This window comes from Bifidobacterium sp. RTP21102st3_E2_RTP21102_210122 (assembly GCF_040916945.1).
GTDB lineage: Bacteria > Actinomycetota > Actinomycetes > Actinomycetales > Bifidobacteriaceae > Bifidobacterium > Bifidobacterium longum.
Genome location: NZ_JBCPAN010000008.1, coordinates 37,320 through 58,175 on the forward strand (window position 1 = coordinate 37,320; position 20,856 = coordinate 58,175).

General features: G+C 60.7%; 14 protein-coding genes. 10 read left to right on the plus strand and 4 right to left on the minus strand.

The window, feature by feature from the left end; translation table 11 throughout:
• The first annotated feature begins 23 nt into the window (after positions 1-23).
• From AB5287_RS09410 to AB5287_RS09420, 3 genes are all read left to right on the plus strand, one after another.
• The gene (locus AB5287_RS09410; RefSeq protein ID WP_181895807.1) at positions 24-1,199 is read left to right on the plus strand and encodes a glycosyltransferase family 2 protein; all 1,176 of its coding nucleotides are present in this window, start codon (positions 24-26) and stop codon (positions 1,197-1,199) included.
• Positions 1,200-1,558: 359 nt separating this feature from the next.
• The gene (locus tag AB5287_RS09415) at positions 1,559-2,686 is read left to right on the plus strand and encodes an ABC transporter ATP-binding protein (RefSeq protein ID WP_007051809.1); all 1,128 of its coding nucleotides are present in this window, start codon (positions 1,559-1,561) and stop codon (positions 2,684-2,686) included.
• Positions 2,687-2,907: 221 nt separating this feature from the next.
• Entirely contained in the window at positions 2,908-4,320 is a 1,413-nt protein-coding gene (locus tag AB5287_RS09420) for a DUF4032 domain-containing protein (protein WP_007058271.1), read from the plus strand.
• Between the two features lie 106 nt (positions 4,321-4,426).
• Here the strand turns inward: AB5287_RS09420 and rlmB are convergent, their stop codons facing one another.
• Entirely contained in the window at positions 4,427-5,419 is a 993-nt protein-coding gene (rlmB, locus tag AB5287_RS09425) for a 23S rRNA (guanosine(2251)-2'-O)-methyltransferase RlmB (protein WP_007051816.1), read from the minus strand.
• 87 nt (positions 5,420-5,506) lie between these two features.
• On the opposite strand from rlmB, the gene AB5287_RS09430 reads away from it, so the two are divergent.
• The 3 genes from AB5287_RS09430 (at position 5,507) to AB5287_RS09440 (ending at position 10,884) form a co-directional block, all read left to right on the plus strand.
• Positions 5,507-6,805, plus strand: coding sequence for an MFS transporter (locus AB5287_RS09430; RefSeq protein WP_011068619.1), 1,299 nt, complete (start codon positions 5,507-5,509; stop codon positions 6,803-6,805).
• 75 nt (positions 6,806-6,880) lie between these two features.
• The gene (locus tag AB5287_RS09435) at positions 6,881-7,714 is read left to right on the plus strand and encodes an alpha/beta hydrolase (RefSeq protein ID WP_007054627.1); all 834 of its coding nucleotides are present in this window, start codon (positions 6,881-6,883) and stop codon (positions 7,712-7,714) included.
• Between the two features lie 182 nt (positions 7,715-7,896).
• The gene (locus AB5287_RS09440) at positions 7,897-10,884 is read left to right on the plus strand and encodes a cation-translocating P-type ATPase (RefSeq protein WP_007054625.1); all 2,988 of its coding nucleotides are present in this window, start codon (positions 7,897-7,899) and stop codon (positions 10,882-10,884) included.
• Positions 10,885-11,119: 235 nt separating this feature from the next.
• Here the strand turns inward: AB5287_RS09440 and AB5287_RS09445 are convergent, their stop codons facing one another.
• Together AB5287_RS09445 and dcd are read right to left on the minus strand one after the other, a co-directional pair.
• Positions 11,120-12,850 carry an FIVAR domain-containing protein gene (locus tag AB5287_RS09445; RefSeq protein WP_131220066.1) on the minus strand — a complete coding sequence of 577 codons (1,731 nt, stop codon included), beginning with the start codon at positions 12,848-12,850 and terminating at the stop codon, positions 11,120-11,122.
• A gap of 62 nt (positions 12,851-12,912) precedes the next feature.
• Positions 12,913-13,494, minus strand: coding sequence for a dCTP deaminase (dcd, locus tag AB5287_RS09450; RefSeq protein ID WP_007051821.1), 582 nt, complete (start codon positions 13,492-13,494; stop codon positions 12,913-12,915).
• Positions 13,495-13,850: 356 nt separating this feature from the next.
• Here dcd and AB5287_RS09455 point away from each other — a divergent pair, with 356 nt between their 5' ends.
• Together AB5287_RS09455 and AB5287_RS09460 are read left to right on the plus strand one after the other, a co-directional pair.
• On the plus strand, positions 13,851-14,711 hold the full coding sequence (locus tag AB5287_RS09455) for a hypothetical protein (RefSeq protein WP_011068622.1): 861 nt from the start codon (positions 13,851-13,853) through the stop codon (positions 14,709-14,711).
• A 118-nt stretch (positions 14,712-14,829) separates the two neighbouring features.
• Positions 14,830-15,588 carry a phospholipase/carboxylesterase gene (locus AB5287_RS09460; protein WP_008783033.1) on the plus strand — a complete coding sequence of 253 codons (759 nt, stop codon included), beginning with the start codon at positions 14,830-14,832 and terminating at the stop codon, positions 15,586-15,588.
• Between the two features lie 193 nt (positions 15,589-15,781).
• Here the strand turns inward: AB5287_RS09460 and AB5287_RS09465 are convergent, their stop codons facing one another.
• Entirely contained in the window at positions 15,782-17,854 is a 2,073-nt protein-coding gene (locus AB5287_RS09465; protein ID WP_032684375.1) for a sodium:proton antiporter, read from the minus strand.
• A 125-nt stretch (positions 17,855-17,979) separates the two neighbouring features.
• Here AB5287_RS09465 and tadA point away from each other — a divergent pair, with 125 nt between their 5' ends.
• Together tadA and AB5287_RS09475 are read left to right on the plus strand one after the other, a co-directional pair.
• Positions 17,980-18,429, plus strand: coding sequence for a tRNA adenosine(34) deaminase TadA (tadA, locus tag AB5287_RS09470; protein ID WP_007051825.1), 450 nt, complete (start codon positions 17,980-17,982; stop codon positions 18,427-18,429).
• Positions 18,430-18,548: 119 nt separating this feature from the next.
• A complete protein-coding gene (locus AB5287_RS09475; RefSeq protein ID WP_276358717.1) occupies positions 18,549-20,855 on the plus strand; it encodes an alpha-galactosidase in 2,307 nt (768 codons plus the stop codon).
• The last annotated feature ends 1 nt before the right edge of the window (position 20,856 follow it).

The window sequence follows — 20,856 nt, forward strand, 5'->3', positions numbered from 1 at the left end:
CACGGCGGCGCTACGCTGGAGATATGGAACATGAGCCGTTGGTCAGCATCATCATCCCAGTATATAAGGTCGAGAAGTTCCTCGACGAATGCGTGGCGTCCGTTGCTGCGCAGACGTACGCCAATCTGGAGATTCTGCTGGTCGACGACGGCTCGCCCGACAATTGCCCGGCCATGTGCGACGCCTGGGCCGCCCGCGACCCGCGCATACGCGTGATTCACAAGCCCAACGGCGGCCTGTCCGACGCCCGCAACACCGGCATCGCCGGGGCCACCGGTGCGTACATATACTTCGCCGATTCCGACGATACCGTGGCCCCCACGTTGGTGGAGGACTGCCTGAATGCCATGCGTGAATACGATGCCGATCTGGTGATGTTCCAGTTCGACACCATCTCCGAGAACAACAAGCCGCTGCTGTCCAACTATCGCCACAACGACTTCACCGAGGTGCAGATCCTGACCCCGGTCGAGGCCATCAAAAAGCAGGTCAAGGCTGAGATCGACGGCTATTTCTGGGCCTTCCTGGCACCCGCCTCCACCTATCAGGGCACCGGATTCTCCTTCCCGGTGGGGCGCAAAATCGAGGATCTCTCCCGTATCTGCAACGTGATCGGCGAGGCCACGCGCGTGGTCCGTCTGCCCAAGGCGCTGTACCACTACCGCATGCGCGAGGGATCGATTACCGCCAACTGGGATCCGCAGCTCACCCGCGACTGGACCCGCGCCGCCGACGACCGCGAGGAATACATCGTCCACCGATTCCCCGAGCTCAAGGGCTTCATGACGCTGCAACAGCTGAATTTCTTTGCCAACCTCGATTACGAGACCATGCGCCAGTCGCTGATCGCCGGGCTCAAGATCGATCCCGAGGACGCCGACGCGCTTCGTCGTCGCATCGAGGGCCTGACCAAGTCCGCCGATGAGGGCGATGAGCCCGTACCGGAAACGTTGCGTGAGTTGCTCGGACTGCTCAAGCTGGGCATCACCAAGGTGGCCGATGGCACGTTCGGTAAGGCCGATGGCAGCGGTACTGATGGCGATGCCGAGAACGATGACGTAACGCTGGCCGACCGTTTCCGCGACATGCGCGAGGACTGGCGCCAGCTGCGCATCCAGCGCATCGAAAACGCCGAGGAGCGCAAGGCCGAGCGCAAAGCCGCCCGCAACGGCGTCACCTTCGAGTCTGTGTTGCATTAGTCGGCGACTGATGGAATCCGTCAGTTCGGGAAGAGCAGGCCTGCTCTACGCCGGGCGTGCCGGTTCGCACGTTCGAGAAACAGGCGTGTCATGGGCCGAACCACACAACACCCCCAGAAACGCCCATAAAGTTAACTACATTTTCAGACACGCCACTTGCCTTGGTCCACGGTCCGTGTATAGTAGTTCTCGGCTCAACGAAGAGAACCTTCACTGAACCGGAAAAAAGTAAACGCTGAAGCTTGCAGTTTCCGAAAGCAAAGTTGTACGTCGGTGGCGAGGGCGGAAGCGCAGTAAAGAACAAATCCCTTTACAACGGATCGTGAGGCACGTACCTGCCTCTGAAAGGATTAGTAATTATGGCAGAAGTCGTTTTCGACCACGTCACTCGTATCTACCCGGGCAACGATAAGCCCTCCGTGGATGATCTGAATCTTGATATCAAGGATGGCGAGTTCCTCGTCCTCGTTGGCCCTTCTGGCTGTGGTAAGTCTACGACCCTTCGTATGCTCGCCGGCCTGGAAGAGGTCAACAAGGGCCGCATCCTCATTGGTGGCAAGGATGTCACCACGATGCAGCCGAAGGACCGCGACATCGCAATGGTGTTCCAGAACTACGCTCTGTACCCGCACATGACCGTTGCCGACAACATGGGCTTCGCCCTGAAGATCGCCGGCACTCCGAAGGACGAGATTCGCAAGCGCGTCGAGAAGGCCGCTGAGATTCTCGACCTGACCGAGTACCTCGACCGCAAGCCGAAGGCTCTGTCCGGTGGTCAGCGTCAGCGTGTGGCCATGGGTCGTGCAATCGTCCGTGAGCCGAAGGTCTTCCTCATGGATGAGCCGCTGTCCAACCTCGACGCCAAGCTCCGTGTCCAGACCCGTACCCAGATCGCTGCTCTGCAGCGCCAGCTGGGTGTCACCACCCTGTACGTGACCCACGATCAGACCGAGGCCCTGACGATGGGCGATCGCATCGCCGTCATCAAGCTCGGTATCCTGCAGCAGGTCGGCGCCCCGACCGAGCTGTACGATCGCCCGGCCAACGTCTTCGTCGCCGGCTTCATCGGCTCCCCGTCGATGAACCTGAACACCCACCCGGTGGTCAACGGCAAGGCGAAGATCGGTGAGGACACCGTGGACCTGCCGGCTGAGGCCGTCAACAAGCTCACCGCCGAAGACAACGGCCAGATCGTGGTCGGCTTCCGTCCTGAGGACGCTGGCCTGGCCCCGGCTGACGACCCGAACGCCTTCTCCCTGAAGGTTGTCAACGTCGAGGATCTGGGCTCCGATGGCTACATCTACGGCAACATCATCACCGATGGCTCCGCCGCTGAGGCTTCCCAGGTCATGTCCGACCAGAACAAGCTCACCACGATTCGTGTGAATCCGCGTGCGCTGCCGAAGGTTGGCGCGACCGTCAAGATCAAGATCGACCCGGCCAAGATGCACCTGTTCGCTCCGTCGACTGAGCTGCGTCTGAACTAATAGATACTTGGCGAGGTCTAATCGCTTCGTCAACCATTAAACGAGGTTATTCTCTTCCTCTCTTATGACCTCGTTGGAAAAGCCCTGCATAGCTGCGGGGCTTTTCTTTTGCCTTCTAGACGGTCTGAGGGGAGAGACCAAACGGTGTTTTCCCGTAAACATAACGCGCCGAAGTCGTGGCAAAGGAGCACACATCGCGAACGACACGTAAAATCGAACACATGGAGTTGAACGAATTGCCCCAGATGGATCCGCGTGCGCTGAAGGCCACGTCTGTCAAAGCCGAAGACGAACACGCCAATTCAGCCGAACCGCAAGCACTGAAAATCACCGCCGCCAGCTCGAACCCAAAGATGTTCACGCTGCCTTGGCACAAGCCCTTGGCCACCTGGCCTAAGGACCTGCTGGCCAACCTGCCGCGAGGCATCTCCCGCCACGTCGTGCGATTCGTGCACGTGGGCGACGAGGTGTACGCCATGAAGGAGATCACGCGCCAGGTGGCCGAGCGAGAGTACGAGATCCTGCGTCGACTGCAGAAGCTCGAACTGCCAACTGTGACCCCGATCGCCGTGGTCATCGGCCGTCATACCCGTGAAGGGGAGCCGCTGGAGGCGATTCTGGTCACCCGGCACTTGAAGTTCTCGCTGCCGTACCGTGCGTTGTTCGCCCGCAACCTGCGCCCGGACACCGCCGAACGACTGATTGACGCCCTCGCCGTGCTGCTGGTGCGCCTGCACCTGGCCGGCTTCTACTGGGGCGATGTGTCCCTGTCGAACGTCCTGTTCCTGCGCGACGCCGACGCTTTCTCCGCCTTCCTGGTGGACGCCGAGACCGGTGACCTGCAAGCCCAGCTCACCGACGGCCAGCGCGAATACGATATCGACTTGGCCCGCACCAACATCATCGGCGAACTTATGGATTTGGCGTCCGGCAAGCTACTGCCCGGCGACGTGGATGAGATCGAGGTGGGCAACCGCCTAGTCGACCGCTACCACTCGCTGTGGAGCGCCCTGACCGACACCGACAAGTTCAACCCGGACGAAATGTGGAAGATCGAGCAGCGCGTCAACAAGCTCAACGAGCTGGGCTTCGACGTGGACGAGCTGGAAATGAAGACCGCCGAGGACGGCAAGCGTGTGCTGGTCCGCCCGCGCGTGGTGGACGCCGGCTACGCCAACCGCAAGCTGCTGCGCCTCACCGGCCTTGACGTGCAGGAGAACCAGGCCCGTCGTCTGCTCAACGACCTTGACGCCTACCGTGCCTCCACGTGGCGTGAGGGCGAGGATCTGGAAATCGTGGCCACCGACTGGATGCGTGAGGTGTTCGAGCCGACCGTGCGTATGATTCCGCGCGAATATCGCTCCCAGATCGAGCCTGCTCAGTTCTTCCATGAGGTGCTTGACCATCGCTGGTTCCTGGCGGAGAAGGCCGGCCACGACGTGCCGATGGGCGAGGCCGTGACCAGCTACATCGACAACGCTCTGCCGAGCTACAGCCTTGACTCCAAGGCACTCGCCGAACTTAACGAAGAGGCCGATTCCGGCGTCATTGACGACGAATCCACCTACAGCGACCCGGACGACGACGGCTACAACCCCGATGACGATCCGGATGCGGCAGTGTGGAGTCATTAAGCGGACAATCCGGTGGACTGTCTGTAGGTGAGCCCATCACACAAAGAAGCCCCTCAAATAGAGGGGCTTCCGTGTATGTACAACCTATTACGGCCTCAAGCGACAATCACTCCGCCGCAGCCTTGCGCCGTGCGTTGGACACCGCGTACAGGCTGATACCCGCCGCCACTGAAGCGTTCAGCGACTCAACAGACGAGCTGATCGGGATGCCGGCAATCGCGTCGCAGGTTTCGCGCACCAGTCGGCCCAAACCGCTGCCTTCCGAACCGAGCACTACAACGAGCGGATCGGATTCAAAGCCAGTCTCGCCGACGAGCTTATCGCCGCCACCGTCAAGGCCGACAACGTAGTATCCACGCTCCTTCAAGCCCTCAAGTGCCTTAGTCAGGTTCACCACGCGCGCCACCGGCATATGCGCGGCCGCACCGGCAGACACCTTCCAAGCGGCGGCGTTCACTGAAGCGGAACGGCGTTCCGGCAGAATCACACCATTGGCACCGAATGCGGCCGCCGAACGAATCACGGCACCCAGGTTCTGCGGATCGGTCACGCCGTCCAATGCGATAAACAGCGGTCGCGCAGCAATACGGGCGGCCGCCGAATTCGCGGCCTCCATTGCCTTGGCCTTCTTCTCAGCACGATCGGCCAGCTCGTTCAGCGAGGAGTACTGGAACGGATCGACCTTCAGAATCACGCCCTGATGGTTGCCAGAGCGGGCGATACGATCCATCTCCAGACGATCGGCCTCCAGCATGTGCAGGCCGTTCATACCAGCGATTTTCACGATTTCGCGAGTACGATCGTCATGTTCAATACGAGACATGATGTACAGCGTGGAAGAAGGTACGCCTACGCGCAGTGCTTCCAGCACGGAATTACGGCCGTACACCAGATCCGAAGTATCCGCCGAAGCGAACTTGTCCACTCGACGGCGGGCTGCCAGACGCGGGTCGGCCATCTGCCGACGTTCGGCCGCTTTCTTGGCCTTGTACGCCTTGTGATAGACGCGGTCCTCGGCCTTGGGAGTGGGGCCGTAGCCCTTCAGTTTGTTGCGATGCTTGCCACCCGACCCCTTGGTCGGTCCTTTTTTGATAGCCATAGGTGCTATTGTCCCAGCACCCCGCGCCAAAACGCGGCTATTCCGCCGTCGGTAGCCGGTAAGGTATTGAGAGTGAAGAAGCAGCGTATGATATTCGGACTGTCCCTGCTGTATTGGGGATTATGGTTGGCGATTCTGATTCTGTGGATGGGTCGCTTCGTGACCTCATTCTTGTCGATATATTTGGTTTCCGCGCTGCGCCTCGATGAGGGTGTGGTGGGCACAGTCGTGGCCATGTACGGCTTCGGCGCAATCATCGGCTGCCTGTTCGGCGGTACCTTGTCCGACAGATTCGGCCGCCAATCCATGATTATCATCGGCGAAATCGGCGCAGCGGCTGCCCTGCTGGTCGTTTCCGTACTCACTGATCCTGTGTCTTTAGGCGCGGCTCTGTTCGTCTATGGTGCGTTCGCCTCGCTGCCCAGCCCGGCCATCGCCGCGTATATCGCGGATGTGGTGCCTGCCGAACGTCAGCAACGTGCATACGTACTGCAATCGTGGGCGATTAATTTTGGGTACGCGATTGGACCGATTGTGGCCAACCAGCTGGTCAAGATCTCGTATTCGCTGATGTTCTACGTTGAAGCGGCGGTGATGATAGCCGTCACGATATTGCTGATTGCGTTCTTCCGCGAGGTGCGGCATTTGGGGATTACTGTATCGGTGCCAAGTGCGGTGCGCCATGAAGACGAATGCAGTGTTACCCATGCGGAATTCGCCGGCATTGAGAGGCCGAATCACTCGGATGCCGCACCGGCTGCCAGTGTCAAGGGCGCCATGTCTCGCAATTGGCGGCGCGTGCTCACCGATACTCCATTCCTCGGCTTCTCCCTGCTGATGTTCGGCTACTTCCTTGTGTACTTCCAAAGCACCTCCGGCCTGCCCATTGCCATGACGGACCTTGGTCTAGGGCTGGGCGAGTATTCGGTGCTGCTCACCATCAATGGCGGTATGTTGTGCCTGCTGCAGATTCCCGCGATGAAACTGTTCGCGCGCATGGGCAATTCACGCGTGCTGGTGATGGGCCTCGCCGTAACCGTCATCGGCTATGCGGTGCAGGCCGCGGCCCATTCTTGGGGCGGATTCGCGCTTGCCGTAGTGCTGTGGACGCTGGGTGAGCTGGGCACATTCCCTATCGCCACCACTACGGTTGCCGCCATGGCACCCGCGTCGGCGCGTGGCACGTATCAGGGCGTCTACAACGTAGTGTGGTCGGCGTCGATTGCGCTGGCGCCGCTGATTGGTGGCTGGACCATCAGCAACTTCGGCGGTCGAACGCTGTGGATCGCCTGCACTGTTGTGTTGATTGCCGTGACCCTCGGTCTCAAGCTCACCAAAGGCTCGCGCGACCGCGCCATGGCCCGCAGTCTTCACGATTCGCTGTAAGCGTTATTCGGTTTGGAGATACGGGCAAGACCGCATATGGCGAGGGGTTCTTATCGAGAACTATTCTCTGCGCGTATGATGTATGGCATGCAATACATTCAACAAACCATCGTTGGCATTGATGGCAGCGAGGCGCGATTCTTTGGCTATGTGGCCGACAACAGCGAGGAGATGGAACCGGACCGTATACGCCCGGCTATCCTGATTTTGCCTGGCGGCGGCTACGCCATGACTTCTGACCGCGAAGCCGAGCCAGTGGCCCTGCAATTCCTGGCCAAAGGCTTCGCCGTATTCGTGCTGCGCTATTCGGTGCAGCCCAGCCGCTATCCGGTGGCTTTGCTGGAGGCTGCCGAGGCAATGCGCCTGATTCGCGCCAATGCGGATCAGTGGCATGTAAACCCCGCGCAAGTGGCCGTACTCGGCTTTTCCGCAGGCGGGCATCTGGCCGCCAACCTCGCCACCTCGGTCGGCGACGAAGACATCCGCGAACAGGGCGGCATAGACCCGGACGCCGTGCGCCCGAACGCGCTGATGCTCTCGTACCCAGTAATCACCGCCGGCAAGTACGCCCATCGCGGCAGCTTCCAATGCCTGCTAGGGGACCAAGCTCACAATCAGGCTTTGCTGGACAAGTTCTCCATCGAAAAGCACATCGATGCCAAAACGCCACCCGTCTTCGTCTGGCATACCATGACCGACGACGCCGTGCCCGTGGAGAACACGCTAATGCTCATCCAGGCCTGCCGGGCCGCCGGCGTGAGCATTGAGGCGCACCTGTTCCCTGAAGGCAGCCACGGCCTGTCCTTGGCCAATGCGGAAACTGCCGGTAACGGCTTCTATGCGCACATCGTCGAATGCGTGCAGTGTTGGCCTGATTTGGCTGAGGCCTGGTTGCGTCGCCTGTTCTAGGCAAAACGCTATTACGCTGTGCGCCAAGTGCGCCACGCGGTTATGGAATAATGGCAATCGTATGCATCGGCAGCAGTTGCGCCGGTGTCCATAACCGCGCAGTCCTGTGCGTCCAGCCGGGAGAGAAAACCCGGCAGCGGCCGCAAGGCTGACTACTCCGCGGCAATACCAAGGAGAACATTATGGATGATCTCAAAGATCAATCCGCAGTGTCCACGACCGCAACGAACGGGGTCGTGGAATCGGAAGAGGTGCGCGCACAGGAAGCGCTATTGGGGGATACTGATCCAAGTCTGACCAGCGCCGACGACGTGGCCAAAGCCCTGAACGTCGACCCATCCCACGGCCTGAGCGAGGAAGAAGCCAAGCGCCGACTGGCCAAATTCGGCCCGAACGAGCTCGCCAGCGCCCCGCCCGTACCGAAATGGAAGAAATTCCTGGCCCAATTCCAAGATCCGCTGGTCTACCTGCTGATCGCGGCCACTATTATCTCGGTGATCGCTTGGTTCATCGAAAAAGCCAATGCGCAGCCCGGCGCGGAAGGCGGCGAAGTGCTGCCGTTCGACGCCATCGTGATCATCTTGATCCTGATTGTCAATGCTGTGCTCGGCTATATGCAAGAAGCCAAGGCCGAGGCGGCCGTCGAAGCGCTCGCACAAATGACGGCCCCGCAGACCTCGGTGCTGCGCGATGGCAAGGTCATGCGCATCAACACCGCCGACGTGGTCCCCGGCGACATCATCGTCCTTGCGGAAGGCGATTCGGTCTCCGCTGATGGCCGACTGGTCAACGCGGCCAGCCTGCGCATCGCCGAGGCTTCACTGACCGGCGAATCCGTGCCGGTTGGCAAGAAGCCGGACACACTCACCGAAGCCAAGGCGCTGGGCGACCGCGCCAACATGATCTTCAACGGCACTTCCGTGACGCAAGGCACCGGCCGCGCAATCGTGACCGGCACCGGTATGAATACGCAGGTCGGCAAGATCGCCGACATGCTCTCCGCCACCGAAGATGAGAAAACTCCGCTGCAGAAGGAGATGGATTACGTCTCCAAGATCCTCGGCATTGCGGTGTGCGTCATCGCTGTCGTGGTGCTGGTGGCGCTCGCCGTGCTGGAAGGCTTCAACGACGTCCATGACGTGATTGATTCCTTGCTGTTGGCTGTCTCGCTGGCTGTGGCCGCCGTGCCGGAAGGCTTGGCCGCCATCCTGACCGTGGTGCTGGCGCTTGGTGTGCAGCGTATGGCCGCGCACAACGCCATCGTCAAGAAACTGCATTCGGTGGAGACCTTGGGCTCCGCTTCCGTGATCTGCTCGGATAAGACCGGTACGCTGACCCGCAACGAGATGACCGTGGAACGTGTGGTCACCCCGTCCGGCGAAGTGCAGATCACCGGCACCGGTTACGCGCCGGAAGGCCGCATGGTTATGACCGGTGGCGTCAGTCCTGAATCCGAGCAGGCCCAGATTGTGGCCGATGAAGTCGTCGCCACGCTTGTGGCCGGCACGCTCGCGAACGACGGCGAACTACGCGAGGAGAACGGCCGTTGGGAGATTGTGGGCGACCCCACCGAAGTCTCGCTGATCGTGGCCGCACGCAAGGTCAAGGCCGATCGCAAGATCAAGCGCTACACGCGCGTTGGCGAGATTCCGTTCACCTCCGAACGCAAGCGCATGTCCATCATCGCCAAGGACAGCACCGATTCAGACAAGCTCACCGTGTTCGCCAAGGGCGCGCCCGACGTGCTGTTGAGCTACTGCACGCGCATCCGCGTGGGTGGTCAGGTCCGTAAGCTCACCGAAGGCGATCGCCAGTCGATTCTCGCCACCGTCGAACGTCTCTCCTCCGAGGCCTACCGTACGCTTGGCGAGGCCTGCCGTCCGCTGGAAACCGGTTCTTTGGCTGATGTGCCCGGTGTAAGCGTCAACGCTGCAGGCCAGGTGTCCGACATCGCCGATCAGGCCGAAGCCATTGAAACCGATCTCATCTGGAATGGCATGGTCGGCATTATCGATCCGCCGCGTACTGAGGTGCGCGACTCCGTGACCGAGGCCCATCGTGCCGGCATCCGCACGGTGATGATCACCGGCGACCACCCGCTGACCGCCGCCCGCATCGCCTCCGACCTTGGCATCATCGCCAAGGATGGCAAGGCCCTGACCGGCGACCAGCTCGACCAGCTGCCCGATGAGGCCGCGCTCGACAAGGCCACGTCCGAAGTGTCCGTGTACGCGCGCGTGGCCCCCGAGCACAAGCTCAAGATCGTCGAATCCTTGCAGCGCCAAGGCAACATCGTGGCCATGACCGGCGACGGTGTGAACGATGCCCCGGCAGTCAAGTCCGCGGACATCGGCGTGGCCATGGGCATCACCGGCACCGAAGTGACCAAGCAGAGCGCCAAGATGATTCTGGCGGACGACAACTTCTCCACCATCGTGGCCGCCGTACGCGAGGGTCGCGTGATCTTCGACAACATCCGCAAGTTCCTGCGCTACCTGCTGAGTTCCAATGTGGGTGAGGTGTTCACCGTGTTCCTCGGTGTGGTGTTTGCCGGCTTCCTCGGCATCCGCCAGCCGGAAACCGTGGGCGTCACCGTGCCGCTGCTCGCCACACAGTTGCTGTGGATCAACCTGCTGACCGATGCCGCGCCGGCGTTGGCTATGGGCGTGGACCCGCAGACCGACGATGTGATGGGTCGTAAACCGCGTAAGGTGACGGACCGCGTGATTGACGCCTCCATGTGGGGCGACATCATCTACATCGGCGTCATCATGGCCATCGTCACGCTGATTGGTATGGACATGCACCTGTCCGGCGGCTTGTTCACCGACCGCTCGGTGGATGCCATCGGCCATGAAGCGCAGATGACCGAGGCCCGTACGATGGGCTTCACGATTCTGGTGTTTGCCCAGCTGTTCAACGCGCTGTCCTCCCGTTCGCATCTGCAGTCCGCATTCGTGGGTCTGTTCTCCAACAAGTGGCTATGGGGTGCGATTGGTTTGTCCGTGGCGCTGCAGCTCGTGGTGATTTACGTGCCGTTCCTCAACGGTCCGTTCGGCACCGTGGCATTGAGCCCGATGGCTTGGGTGGAATGCATCTGCCTGGCCGCAATCGTGCTGATTGCCTCCGAACTGCGCAAGATTGTGCTACGCGCGATGGCCAAGCGTTAAGCCATCGCAATAGCCCTGATTGTGGGCATATAGCAGTGGGCCGGGCTCTGGTATTCAGAGCCCGGCCCACTGCTATATCCAAACGGCTCCTCATGGGGCGGTAACTATCCCATGGGGCGGTGATTTCCTCATGGGGCGGTCGCTGAAAACGGCATTATTCCGCGAAAAAGGGAAATGTGCTAACCGCCACATGAGGAAGTTACCGCCCATGAGAAACAGGAGAACGCTGCAGACCTCAGTTGTGGCTGCCGTCGGTGCCGTCAGTAGAGGTGGAGTTGTCGCCGCCGTTATTGTTGTCGCTATTGTTGGACTCGTCTTGAGACTTCTGCTGTGCCTCTTGGTCGGCCTTCTGCTGAGCCTCTTCCTGAGCTTGCTTGGCGGCATCTGCCTGCTGCTTGGCCTGCATCGAGGCGGTGACGTCGGACTCGGCCTTCTGCAGTTTAGAAATCGCATTATTGACGTCGGATTCGGACGGACTGGTCCCGTTCATCACCGTATTGGCCTCGGTGATGGCGTTTTGCAGCGCGGTGCGGGTGTTTTCATCGGCCACACTGCCCGCGGAATTATCCAGCGTGCCCTGCGCCTGCGAAATAGCCGAGCTCAGGTTCGATTTCAGTGTGTTGGTATCGGCCGTCGCCTTTGAAGTATTAACGGCCTTGATCGCGTTGTTGATGGCATCCGTCTTGTCAGCCATGTCGCTGGCATCATTCTGCAGCTCTTTAGTGTGAGACTTCAACTCAGTGGCGTTGAGGTTGGAATCGCACTTGGCGGTGTCAGCCGGATTGCCGGCGTCTTGCAACGCCTGATTTAGCGTGGTGAGCGTATTGGCATCGGCCACATCGCTGGTGGATGTTTGCGCGCTGGTTTGGCCATTGGATATGGCGGTGGTGAGCTTCTTCTGAGCATTCGTGTACTGCTTGGCCGCTACCTTGCACTCGGCCAATGCCACGGCTTGGCTCGCCTTGCTGCTGTTGGAATGCCACCAGAGCAGGCCGGCGACAACCAGCGCTATCACGGCGACTACTGCTACGGCAATGCCGACGATCTTGCGGGTGTTCTTTTTGCCGCTACCGCCGTGACGAGGCTCGGCGCCATCGGAATCGTCCTCATCGGAGACCTGATCCAACGGAATGGAGGGAGGCATCACAGCAGGCTGAGCCTGTGCCGAAGCGGCCAGGGCGGCCGGTTGGAACACCTGTGTGGCTGCAGCATCATCGGCAGACGCTACTTGCGTTGCCGGCATGGCAACGGTCTCACCGGATACGGTGGATGATGCGCCGTATGCCTGTGCGGCCGCGGTTTCGGCATTCGGCATGGCCTGAGCTTCGAAAGGCTGTGTTGCCATGACCTGATCAGGCTGGAACGCTTGTGTTGCCTCGGCATCTACCGCAGGCTGCTCGGCCTGATTGGGGTGGAACGCCTGTGTCGCGGCGTTTGAAGCTACCGAAACAGGCGATGTCGCCGGTGCCGCTGGTGCGGCTGGTGCTGCTGGCGTCACCGGCGCTGTCGGTTCCACCGGGCGGAAGCTTTGCGTCGTCTGATCCCAAACGTATTGCTGCTGGCCGGGCGCAGCGGCGATTGGTGTTTCGGATACTACTGGCTGCGTGGCTGCCGCCGGCTGTGGTGCTTGTGCGGCAACCGCAGCCAGGAATTGCGGCGAGAACGGTTGCGTCATGGCCGGATCGATGGGCTGCGTCGGCTGAGCGGCTTGTACGGTCGGCACAGCTTGCGTGGGTTGTGAGGCATACGCTACTTGCGCGGGCTGCACAAACTGTGTGGGCTGTGTGGGCTGCGCAGACTGCGCAGACTGCACAGACTGCGGGAACTGCAGAGCCGGTGTGGCTTGTGCCGTGGGTTCTGTGCTATATGCTGCCGTCTCTTGCCCGGGAATCGGAGGAACCGTTGGCCTGACCGGCTTTTCGGGCTGCTGGAAGTCGAACTGGAACCCGCCATCGCTGTTGGTCATGACATCTCCTTGGGATTAAGCAAATGGCCGGCATCCGCCGGCCGAATGGTACGTCGCAACGCTCAGTCGTCGATGTGCGCGCGGTAGAAATTCTCGTAGGAACGGCTCGGCGTCGGACCCCGCTGGCCCTGATAATGCGAGCCGGTGCCCTTGGAGCCATAAGGGTGCTCAGCGGGCGAGCTCAGCTGGAAGAAGCACATCTGGCCGATTTTCATGCCAGGCCATAGTTTGACCGGCAACGTCGACACATTAGACAGCTCAAGCGTAATATGCCCCTCGAAACCGGGGTCAATGAAGCCCGCAGTCGAATGGGTGAGAATCCCCAATCGGCCCAGTGAGCTCTTGCCTTCCAGACGGGCGGCAATGGACGGGTCCAACTTGACGTATTCCCACGTGGAACCCAGTGCGAACTCGCCAGGGTGCAAAATCCACGGTTCGTCGGGAGCCACCTCGAACTGTTCGGTGAGCGCGCCTTGGTTTTCCGCCGGATCGACATAGGTGTAGGCGTGGTTATTGAACAAACGGAAGTACCGATCCAATCGCACGTCGATGGAAGCGGGCTGCACCATTTCGGGGGTCCACGGATCAAGTGAGATATGACCTGCGGACTGTGCGGCGAGAATGTCGCGGTCGGACAGCAGCATGTGAAAAACTCCTTGGGCAAATAAATACTGCCTTCAAGTCTAGCGCCTTGGGCGGAAACGTGAGAGGCTCCTCACGCTTCCGCGGTCCATCAATCGCAAGTATTCTCAGGTTTTTCTCAGAGAAACTTAGAGGTAGACCCAGAAAGCAGTGGTTATATAAAAGATGTCAGCGGAAAGCTGATCAGGAGCCGCAGCAGTTCCCGACAATTGAACCCCCTTTCTTCTTCTCTCTCCTTTCTCTCCCCGGCGGGCAACCGCCGGGGTTCTTTTTGTGCCCTGAATCATTCCCCCGAATGACCGCCATTCCCAAGCCATAGCGGTACACTAGCTGTGTAATCGGCAGGAAGGGGGCACCGATGGCCCGCAACGATGAGGACTACGATTTCTTCGGCGATGGTCAGTATGACGATTCGCGCAGCTCACGTCGTGCACAGAATCGACGCCCATCCAGGCGGGATGCCGGCCGGCGATTCGCCGCTACAAAAGCCAGCAGCCCAACGTCGATATTGTGCCGCAGACTTGCCGTTGTCAGCGGACTGCTAGCCGTCGTGGTATCGGCCACCTCGGCGGTTCATGAGATCGCGCCTTACGCCATTTCCTTTATGACGGCAGTGCCAGGACGATACATTGCGTTGACGGCGGCGGTGCTTATCGGCATCACCCTGATTCTGGTCATCGCTGCGCGAGTCACCATGCCTCGGTACGCCACTCACGGGGGAGTGGGCGCGGGCGGCATCATCGCACTGGTGTGCGCCATAGTTTGCTTGGTTATCGGCGTGGCCGTGGGCGTATTGTTCCCGGAAGGACTGATTCAGCAGTCGAACGACAAGGCACCCGTCGAAGATACCGCACAGATGGAGCAAGGCATCGAACAAGCTGCCGGCGCGTGCAAAGAAGGATGGCAGGGGCTTGATACGGGCGGTTTGCCGGGCATCACCACCGTACAGATGTGCACTGATCCGAGAGTGGCCTTCGTATCCTTTGAATCGGAATCGTCCGCAGCCATCAGCCGGGCACCTATCGAAAGCAAGATTTCCGAACTGCTGAGCCAATACGCTGATAATGAGCAAACGAAAGGTGATTGGCGATTGCTGAACGGCAAACGCTGGATGGTGTTCGGCGAGGCCAGCAAGATGACCGCACTGCAGCAGCAGTGGGGCGGCGAACTTGAGACAATCACCGCAGCCGCAGATACCGCAGACAGCGGTAACGCCTGACAGATTGCCGGTATCCCTTGAAAAGTCCCAAGGCGATTCGGCGCGGATTACCCAATGTGATTGAAATCATGGTCCATCGTTTTCCGCACAGCGCGCAAGACCTCTATATTGGAATGGTATGAGCAAAGAAGCGAATGCCAGCCAGCCTCTGATCGGCCGCGAATCCACCACTGTGCCCGGACGTTTTGGCGAGCCACTCACCGTGGAGCACAGCGTCACCTCGCGCGGCGGCTTCGACCAGCATGCCACGCATCCGCTGTTCCTGTGCCTGCATGGATGGGGATCCAGCGAAGAAGACATGGCGGACATCATGCGCCTCATCGCTCCATATAACGATTTCGTGGCATTGCGCGGGCCGCTGACACTCGCGCCGGCCCGTGAAGGCAGTCCCGACCCCGGCAACTACGCGTGGTTCCACGATGCCCTGCCTATCGGCGATGATCGTGACTACGACGCGTATGCCGCCGCCACAGCAGTCGACCGATGGGTGGCCGACAACATTCCCGCCGACCGTGACGTGGTGCCGCTTGGGTTTTCGCAAGGTGGGCTGGTCGCCGTGCATTTGTTGCGTATCAATCCCGAGCGGTACCGGGCCGTCGTCTCCCTGTCCGGCTTCAACGCACCCGGTCAGGTGCCCGGCACGGCCCCCGCCGACTCTCGCCTGGCCGATTACGATATCCCCGTGTTCTATACGTACGGCAAGAACGATGGCGTAATCCCGAAATACGAACTGTTCGCCACCGCCGCTTGGTTGGAAGAGCATACGTGGCTGAAAACCAAGAGCTACCACGGTCTGGATCACAATGTGAGTCTTGAGGAGTTCGCCGATTTGCGCCAGTGGCTGCTCGACAACGACATTACCTCTGGCGTGCTGTAGTCAGCCGCCATCACTGGAATTGGCGCGGCCGTCACAGCAATCGGACATCGAGGGCGCTTGTGGCCGGCGCGGTCATAGACTGTTCTCCCATGAGCGAAGTGAGCACTGCAAGCACTACTGCACATACTGAAGAGAATCATACGGAAATAGCAATCCCCAACTTGGCTCCCCTCAGAGAAGGGAGCCAAGGAAACTAGATGCCGGAATCGGCATCGACCTGCATAACGTAGATGTTGCGCCTCAGGGAGCGGGCTTGGGCTCGGTTGATGTCGCCGGCTTCGTACATGTCCTGAATCATACCGAGTTCGATACCGTAGCTCTCGCGCTTTACGTCCTCGACCTGCGTGATGGTTTCCGTAGTGCCGCTCATGGTCGGACGTGCCTGCAATGAAGCCTCGGCACGACGATAATCCAGCAACAGTGCCGAACAATGCTCGGTGTTGTACGTATCCTGGCCCATCTCGTCAATAAGCCGACCGATAACATGATGAATCGCCTCGACCTGCAGTTCGCGGGTGCGCGCGAAAATCTGGTCCTCGCTCACCAATGGTGTGGTGTGGCGAATCTTGGACACCGTGCGTTTGGCGTAATTGCTCATCTGCCGCTGGAACATGCGTAAGCGACCGCGAATCTGCGATACCGCATGCCCCGAAGTCGGATCAGTGGAAGTGTGACGCAGCGTATTCATAATCTGGTCAAGCATGCGCTCGCAGGCTTCGACGTTCAGCTCTTGCGTGGCCGTATCCGCCGCCGGATGCGCCTTGGTGTCGGCAAGTCGGTCGCGCACGAATTCCTTTTCCCAATGCAGCGCTTCGATCTGCAATTGCTCGAATCCCTGAGGATCGGTATCGCCGATGCGCTGCTGCAATCGTCCGATGCGCTTGGTGTATTGGTCGATTACCATCAGAATCGCACGGCGATTCTCTGGCGTGATGCGTCCGGTCAATTCCTCCACCGTGGCGCGTAACACATCGATGGTCACCGGAATCATTTCCGCGCTGGGATCCTTGCCACGGTTCGGGGCCAATAGCGGTAACAGGAAGTTGGCCAGCAGCAAGGTCACGATAATCACGCCTGACGCAATGAAAATCAGCTCGTCACGCATCGGGAACGGCGCACCGCCGGCAATGTAATACGGGATGGTAAACATCAATGACAGCGTGATGGTTCCCTTGGGGCCGCCAAAGGTCATCACTGCGGCCGAGCGCCAGCGTTCGGGTGTCATTTTGCGGCGCTGGCCGGTGATTGTATCTCGCGCAACGCGCAGCATGGCCGCAATCCAGAAGAATCGAAGCGCGATTACCACCAGAGTGACCAGCAGAATAATGCCGATCAGCACGGTATTGCTGATATACGGGTCAGACCAGCTGGCCCTCATGGCGCGCGGCAGCTGCATGCCCAGAAGAATGAACACCGCACCGTTGAGCGAGAAACTCAGCACACCCCATACTGAAGTGGAAACGATATTCGTGCGTGCCACATTCGGCCCCACGCCGGTGCGGTCGAATCGGATGAACAGGCCAGCGGCCACCACCGACAGAATGCCGGACACATTGAATTCCTCCGCGCCCAAATACAGCAGGAAGGGCAGGAACAGTTCCATCAGAATACGTGTGGTGGTGGTTTCCCAACCGAGGGATCGCACGGTCTCGAATAGCCAGTTGGCCGCTGCTGCTATCACCAGGCCAAATAAGGTGCCGCCAAAGAAGGAGATCACGAATTCGCCGGCGGCCTGCCCCACGGCGAATTCGCCAGTGAAGGCGGCGGCCAGAGCGAACTGGAAGCCGACGATGCCGGAAGCGTCATTGAAGAGTGATTCGCCTTTCAGCACGCTGCGCTGACGCTGCGTCAGCGAGGCTTCTTTACCGAGGGAGCTGACGGCCACCGCATCGGTCGGGCCGAGTGCCGCGCCGAGTGCTAAGGCTGAGGCTAAGGTGATGGACGGCCAGACGGCATGCAAAGTGAATCCGACCGCCGCCATCGTGACGATAGCCAGTCCGATAGCCAGCGATAGGCTCAGATCCAGCGTTTTCAGCAACGCCGACTTATCGATTTCGTGGGCTTCCAAATACAGCAATGGCGCGATAAACAGCACCATGAACAGTTCCGGGTCGAGCGTTGCATCCGGGAAAAACGGCAGATACGTAACCAGCACGCCCAGCACAATCTGGACCAGCGGCGTGGAGACTTTGGGCACGAAGCGACTGACAAACGAGCTCACCACCACCGCCGCAATGATGCATAGGATGAGCTCAAATACCGCCATGTTGCCGCCTTCTCCCTTAAATTTTTCTCCACCAAAAGTATATGGGAACCATGAAGAAAACGTTAAGCTTGCGGCCGATTATGCACATCATGAGACGATATGAGAAAAGGCATACACTCGTTGGTATGGAATATGACGAGGCGATGCGCCGCGCACTGGAACTGGCCGGTCAGGCCGCAGCCGCTGGTGACGTACCGGTTGGTGCGGTGGTGCTGGATGCGGCCGGCCAGATTGTCGGGCGCGGATACAACACGCGTGAGGCTGATGGCGACCCGCTTGCCCACGCCGAAATCATCGCCATGCGTCAGGCGGCCCAAGCCTTGGGCGCTTGGAATCTCGCCGATTGCACGCTGGCCGTCACACTTGAGCCGTGCCCGATGTGCGCGGGTGCCTGCATCCAGACCCATATCGGCACCATCGCGTTCGGTGCCTGGGATCCCAAGCTCGGTGCATGCGGTTCGATTTGGGATATTCCGCGCGATCCGCATATCGGCCATAGTCCTGAAGTGCACGGCGGCGTGCTGGAAGGCGAGTGTCAGTCCATCCTGACTGATTTCTTCGCCCAGCGGCGATAGACACGGACGCATTACTTACCTCACGCAACCAACACGCGGCACCAAGGCAACATATTCCATTTCTTCTACCATCGAAACCAGTAGTGCAATGCAAATCCACACACGTCGAAGGAGACAATATGGCCGAGAACACCTCCACTTTCACCGGCGCCGCCGCTGACGGCACCGCACTCACCGCCGTCTACCTGACCCAGCCCGCCGCCAATGTGGCGATCGGTCTGGTGTTTGCCGGCAGCGACCTGCCGCACATCGTCCACTGGGGCCGCCCGCTGGCCAAGCCCGACACCCTGCTGGCCGCCTATGACGCCCTGAAGCCGCAGCGCGTGTCCGGCGCGCTCGACGACACCGCCTGGCCGTCTATCCTGCCCACCCAGGCCGAAAGCTGGATCGGCGAGCAGCGCGTGGTGCTGCGCCGCGCCGGCGTCGAGCTCTTCCCCAAGTTCACCGTGACCAATATCGAGGCCGGCGGCGTGCTGGAAGCCACCCTCGATGCCGTGTCCGGCGAAAGCTACACCGATGTGGCCGGCCATGCCCGTGCCACCGGTCCGGTCCGCGTGCCCGGCGTCATAGTCACCGCGCGCGATGAGGAGCAGGGCGTGGAAGTCGAATGGCACCTCGAACTGCTCCCCGGCGGCCTGGTCCGTCAGAAGGCCACCGTAACCAACCTGTTCGGTGCAGACGCCGGAGCCCCGCTCGAGATCGGCAAGATCGAGCTCGGCTTCCCGCTGCCCGAATCCGCCGGCGAAATCCTCACCACCACCGGTCACCATCTACGTGAACGCAGTCCGCAGCGCCAGCCGCTGACCGTCGGCCGTTTCGAAAAGCCGCAGCTCGCCGGCCGCCCTGACTTCGACGCATCCCTGCTCCTGACCGCCGGCGTGCCCGGTTTCGGCTTCGAGCATGGCGACGCCTATTCGGTGCACGTGGGCTGGAGCGGCAACTCCGTGCTGTCCGCCGAACGTCTGCCCTACACAACCGGCGTGATCGGCGGCGGCGAACTCCTGTTCGGCGGCGAAGTGACGCTCGCTGGCCCTGGCGAAGGCCAGAACTCCTACGACACCCCGTGGCTGTTCGGCTCCTATGGCGATGGTCTCAACGAGATCGCCGCCCGATTCCACTCCTACGTGCGCTCCCTGCACCCGCGCCTGTTCTCGCACGGCCGTCCGGTGATCCTCAACACATGGGAAGCCGTGTACTTCGACCACAACTTCGATACGCTGAAGGCGCTCGCCGACAAGGCCGCCGACTCCGGCGTGGAACGATTCGTGGTGGACGACGGCTGGTTCGGCTCCCGCCGCGACGACACCTCCGGCCTCGGTGACTGGCAGATTGCGCAGGACGTCTGGCCCGATGGTCCGAAGTCCCTGAAGGCGCTCGCCGACTACGTGCACGCCAAGGGTATGGAATTCGGCTTGTGGTTCGAGCCGGAAATGGTCAACCCCGATTCCGACGTGGCCCGCAACCACCCCGATTGGATTCTTTCGCCCACCACCGGCCGACTGCCGCTGCAGGGCCGCACTCAGCAGGTGCTCGATCTGACCAATCCGGATGCGTTCGACTACATCTACGGCTGCATGGACCAGCTTGTCGGCGAGCTTGGTATCGACTACATCAAGTGGGACCACAACAAGCTCGTCACCGAGCCCGGTTCCCGCCGCTCCGGCCGCCCGGCCGTGCACGCGCAGACCCTTGCCGTCTACAACATCTTCAAGGGCCTCAAGACCGCACATCCGGGCCTTGAGATCGAAAGCTGCTCCTCTGGTGGCGGCCGCGTGGATCTTGGCATCCTGGAGCACGCCGATCGTATCTGGGTCTCCGACTGCGTGGACCCGGTCGAGCGCGCGGACATCCAGCGCTACACCTCGCTGCTGGTGCCGCCGGCGATGATGGGCGAGCACGTGGGCGCCAGCCCCGCACACTCCACCCAGCGCGCCACCAGCCAGGAACTGCGCATGGCCATGGCGTTCTTCGGTCACATGGGCATCGAATGGAACCTGTTGAAGGAGCCGGACGAGGCGCTCGCCAAGCTGGCCGTGTGGGTGGCCGAATTCAAGAAGCACCGCGACTGGTTCGCCATCGACACCTGCGTGCACGCCGACTCCAACGATCCGGCCGTGCGTCTGGACGGTATGGTGATGCCGAACCGTGACGCCGCCATCTACCGCTTCACCCAGCTGACCACCAGCCAGACCTATCCGGCCGCGCCCGTGCATCTGCCCGGACTTGACCCCGAGCGCACCTACCGTGTCAGCCCGCTTGACCCGAGCTTGGATTTGACCGGTCTGACCAACGGCCAGAGCACTCTCGGCTGGTGGAACGAGGAAGGCGTAGTCCTGACCGGCGAAGCCCTGCAGCGCTACGGCATTCGTCCCCCGTCCCTCCACCCCCAGCAGGCAGTATTGCTCAAGGCTGTGGCGTTAAGCTGAC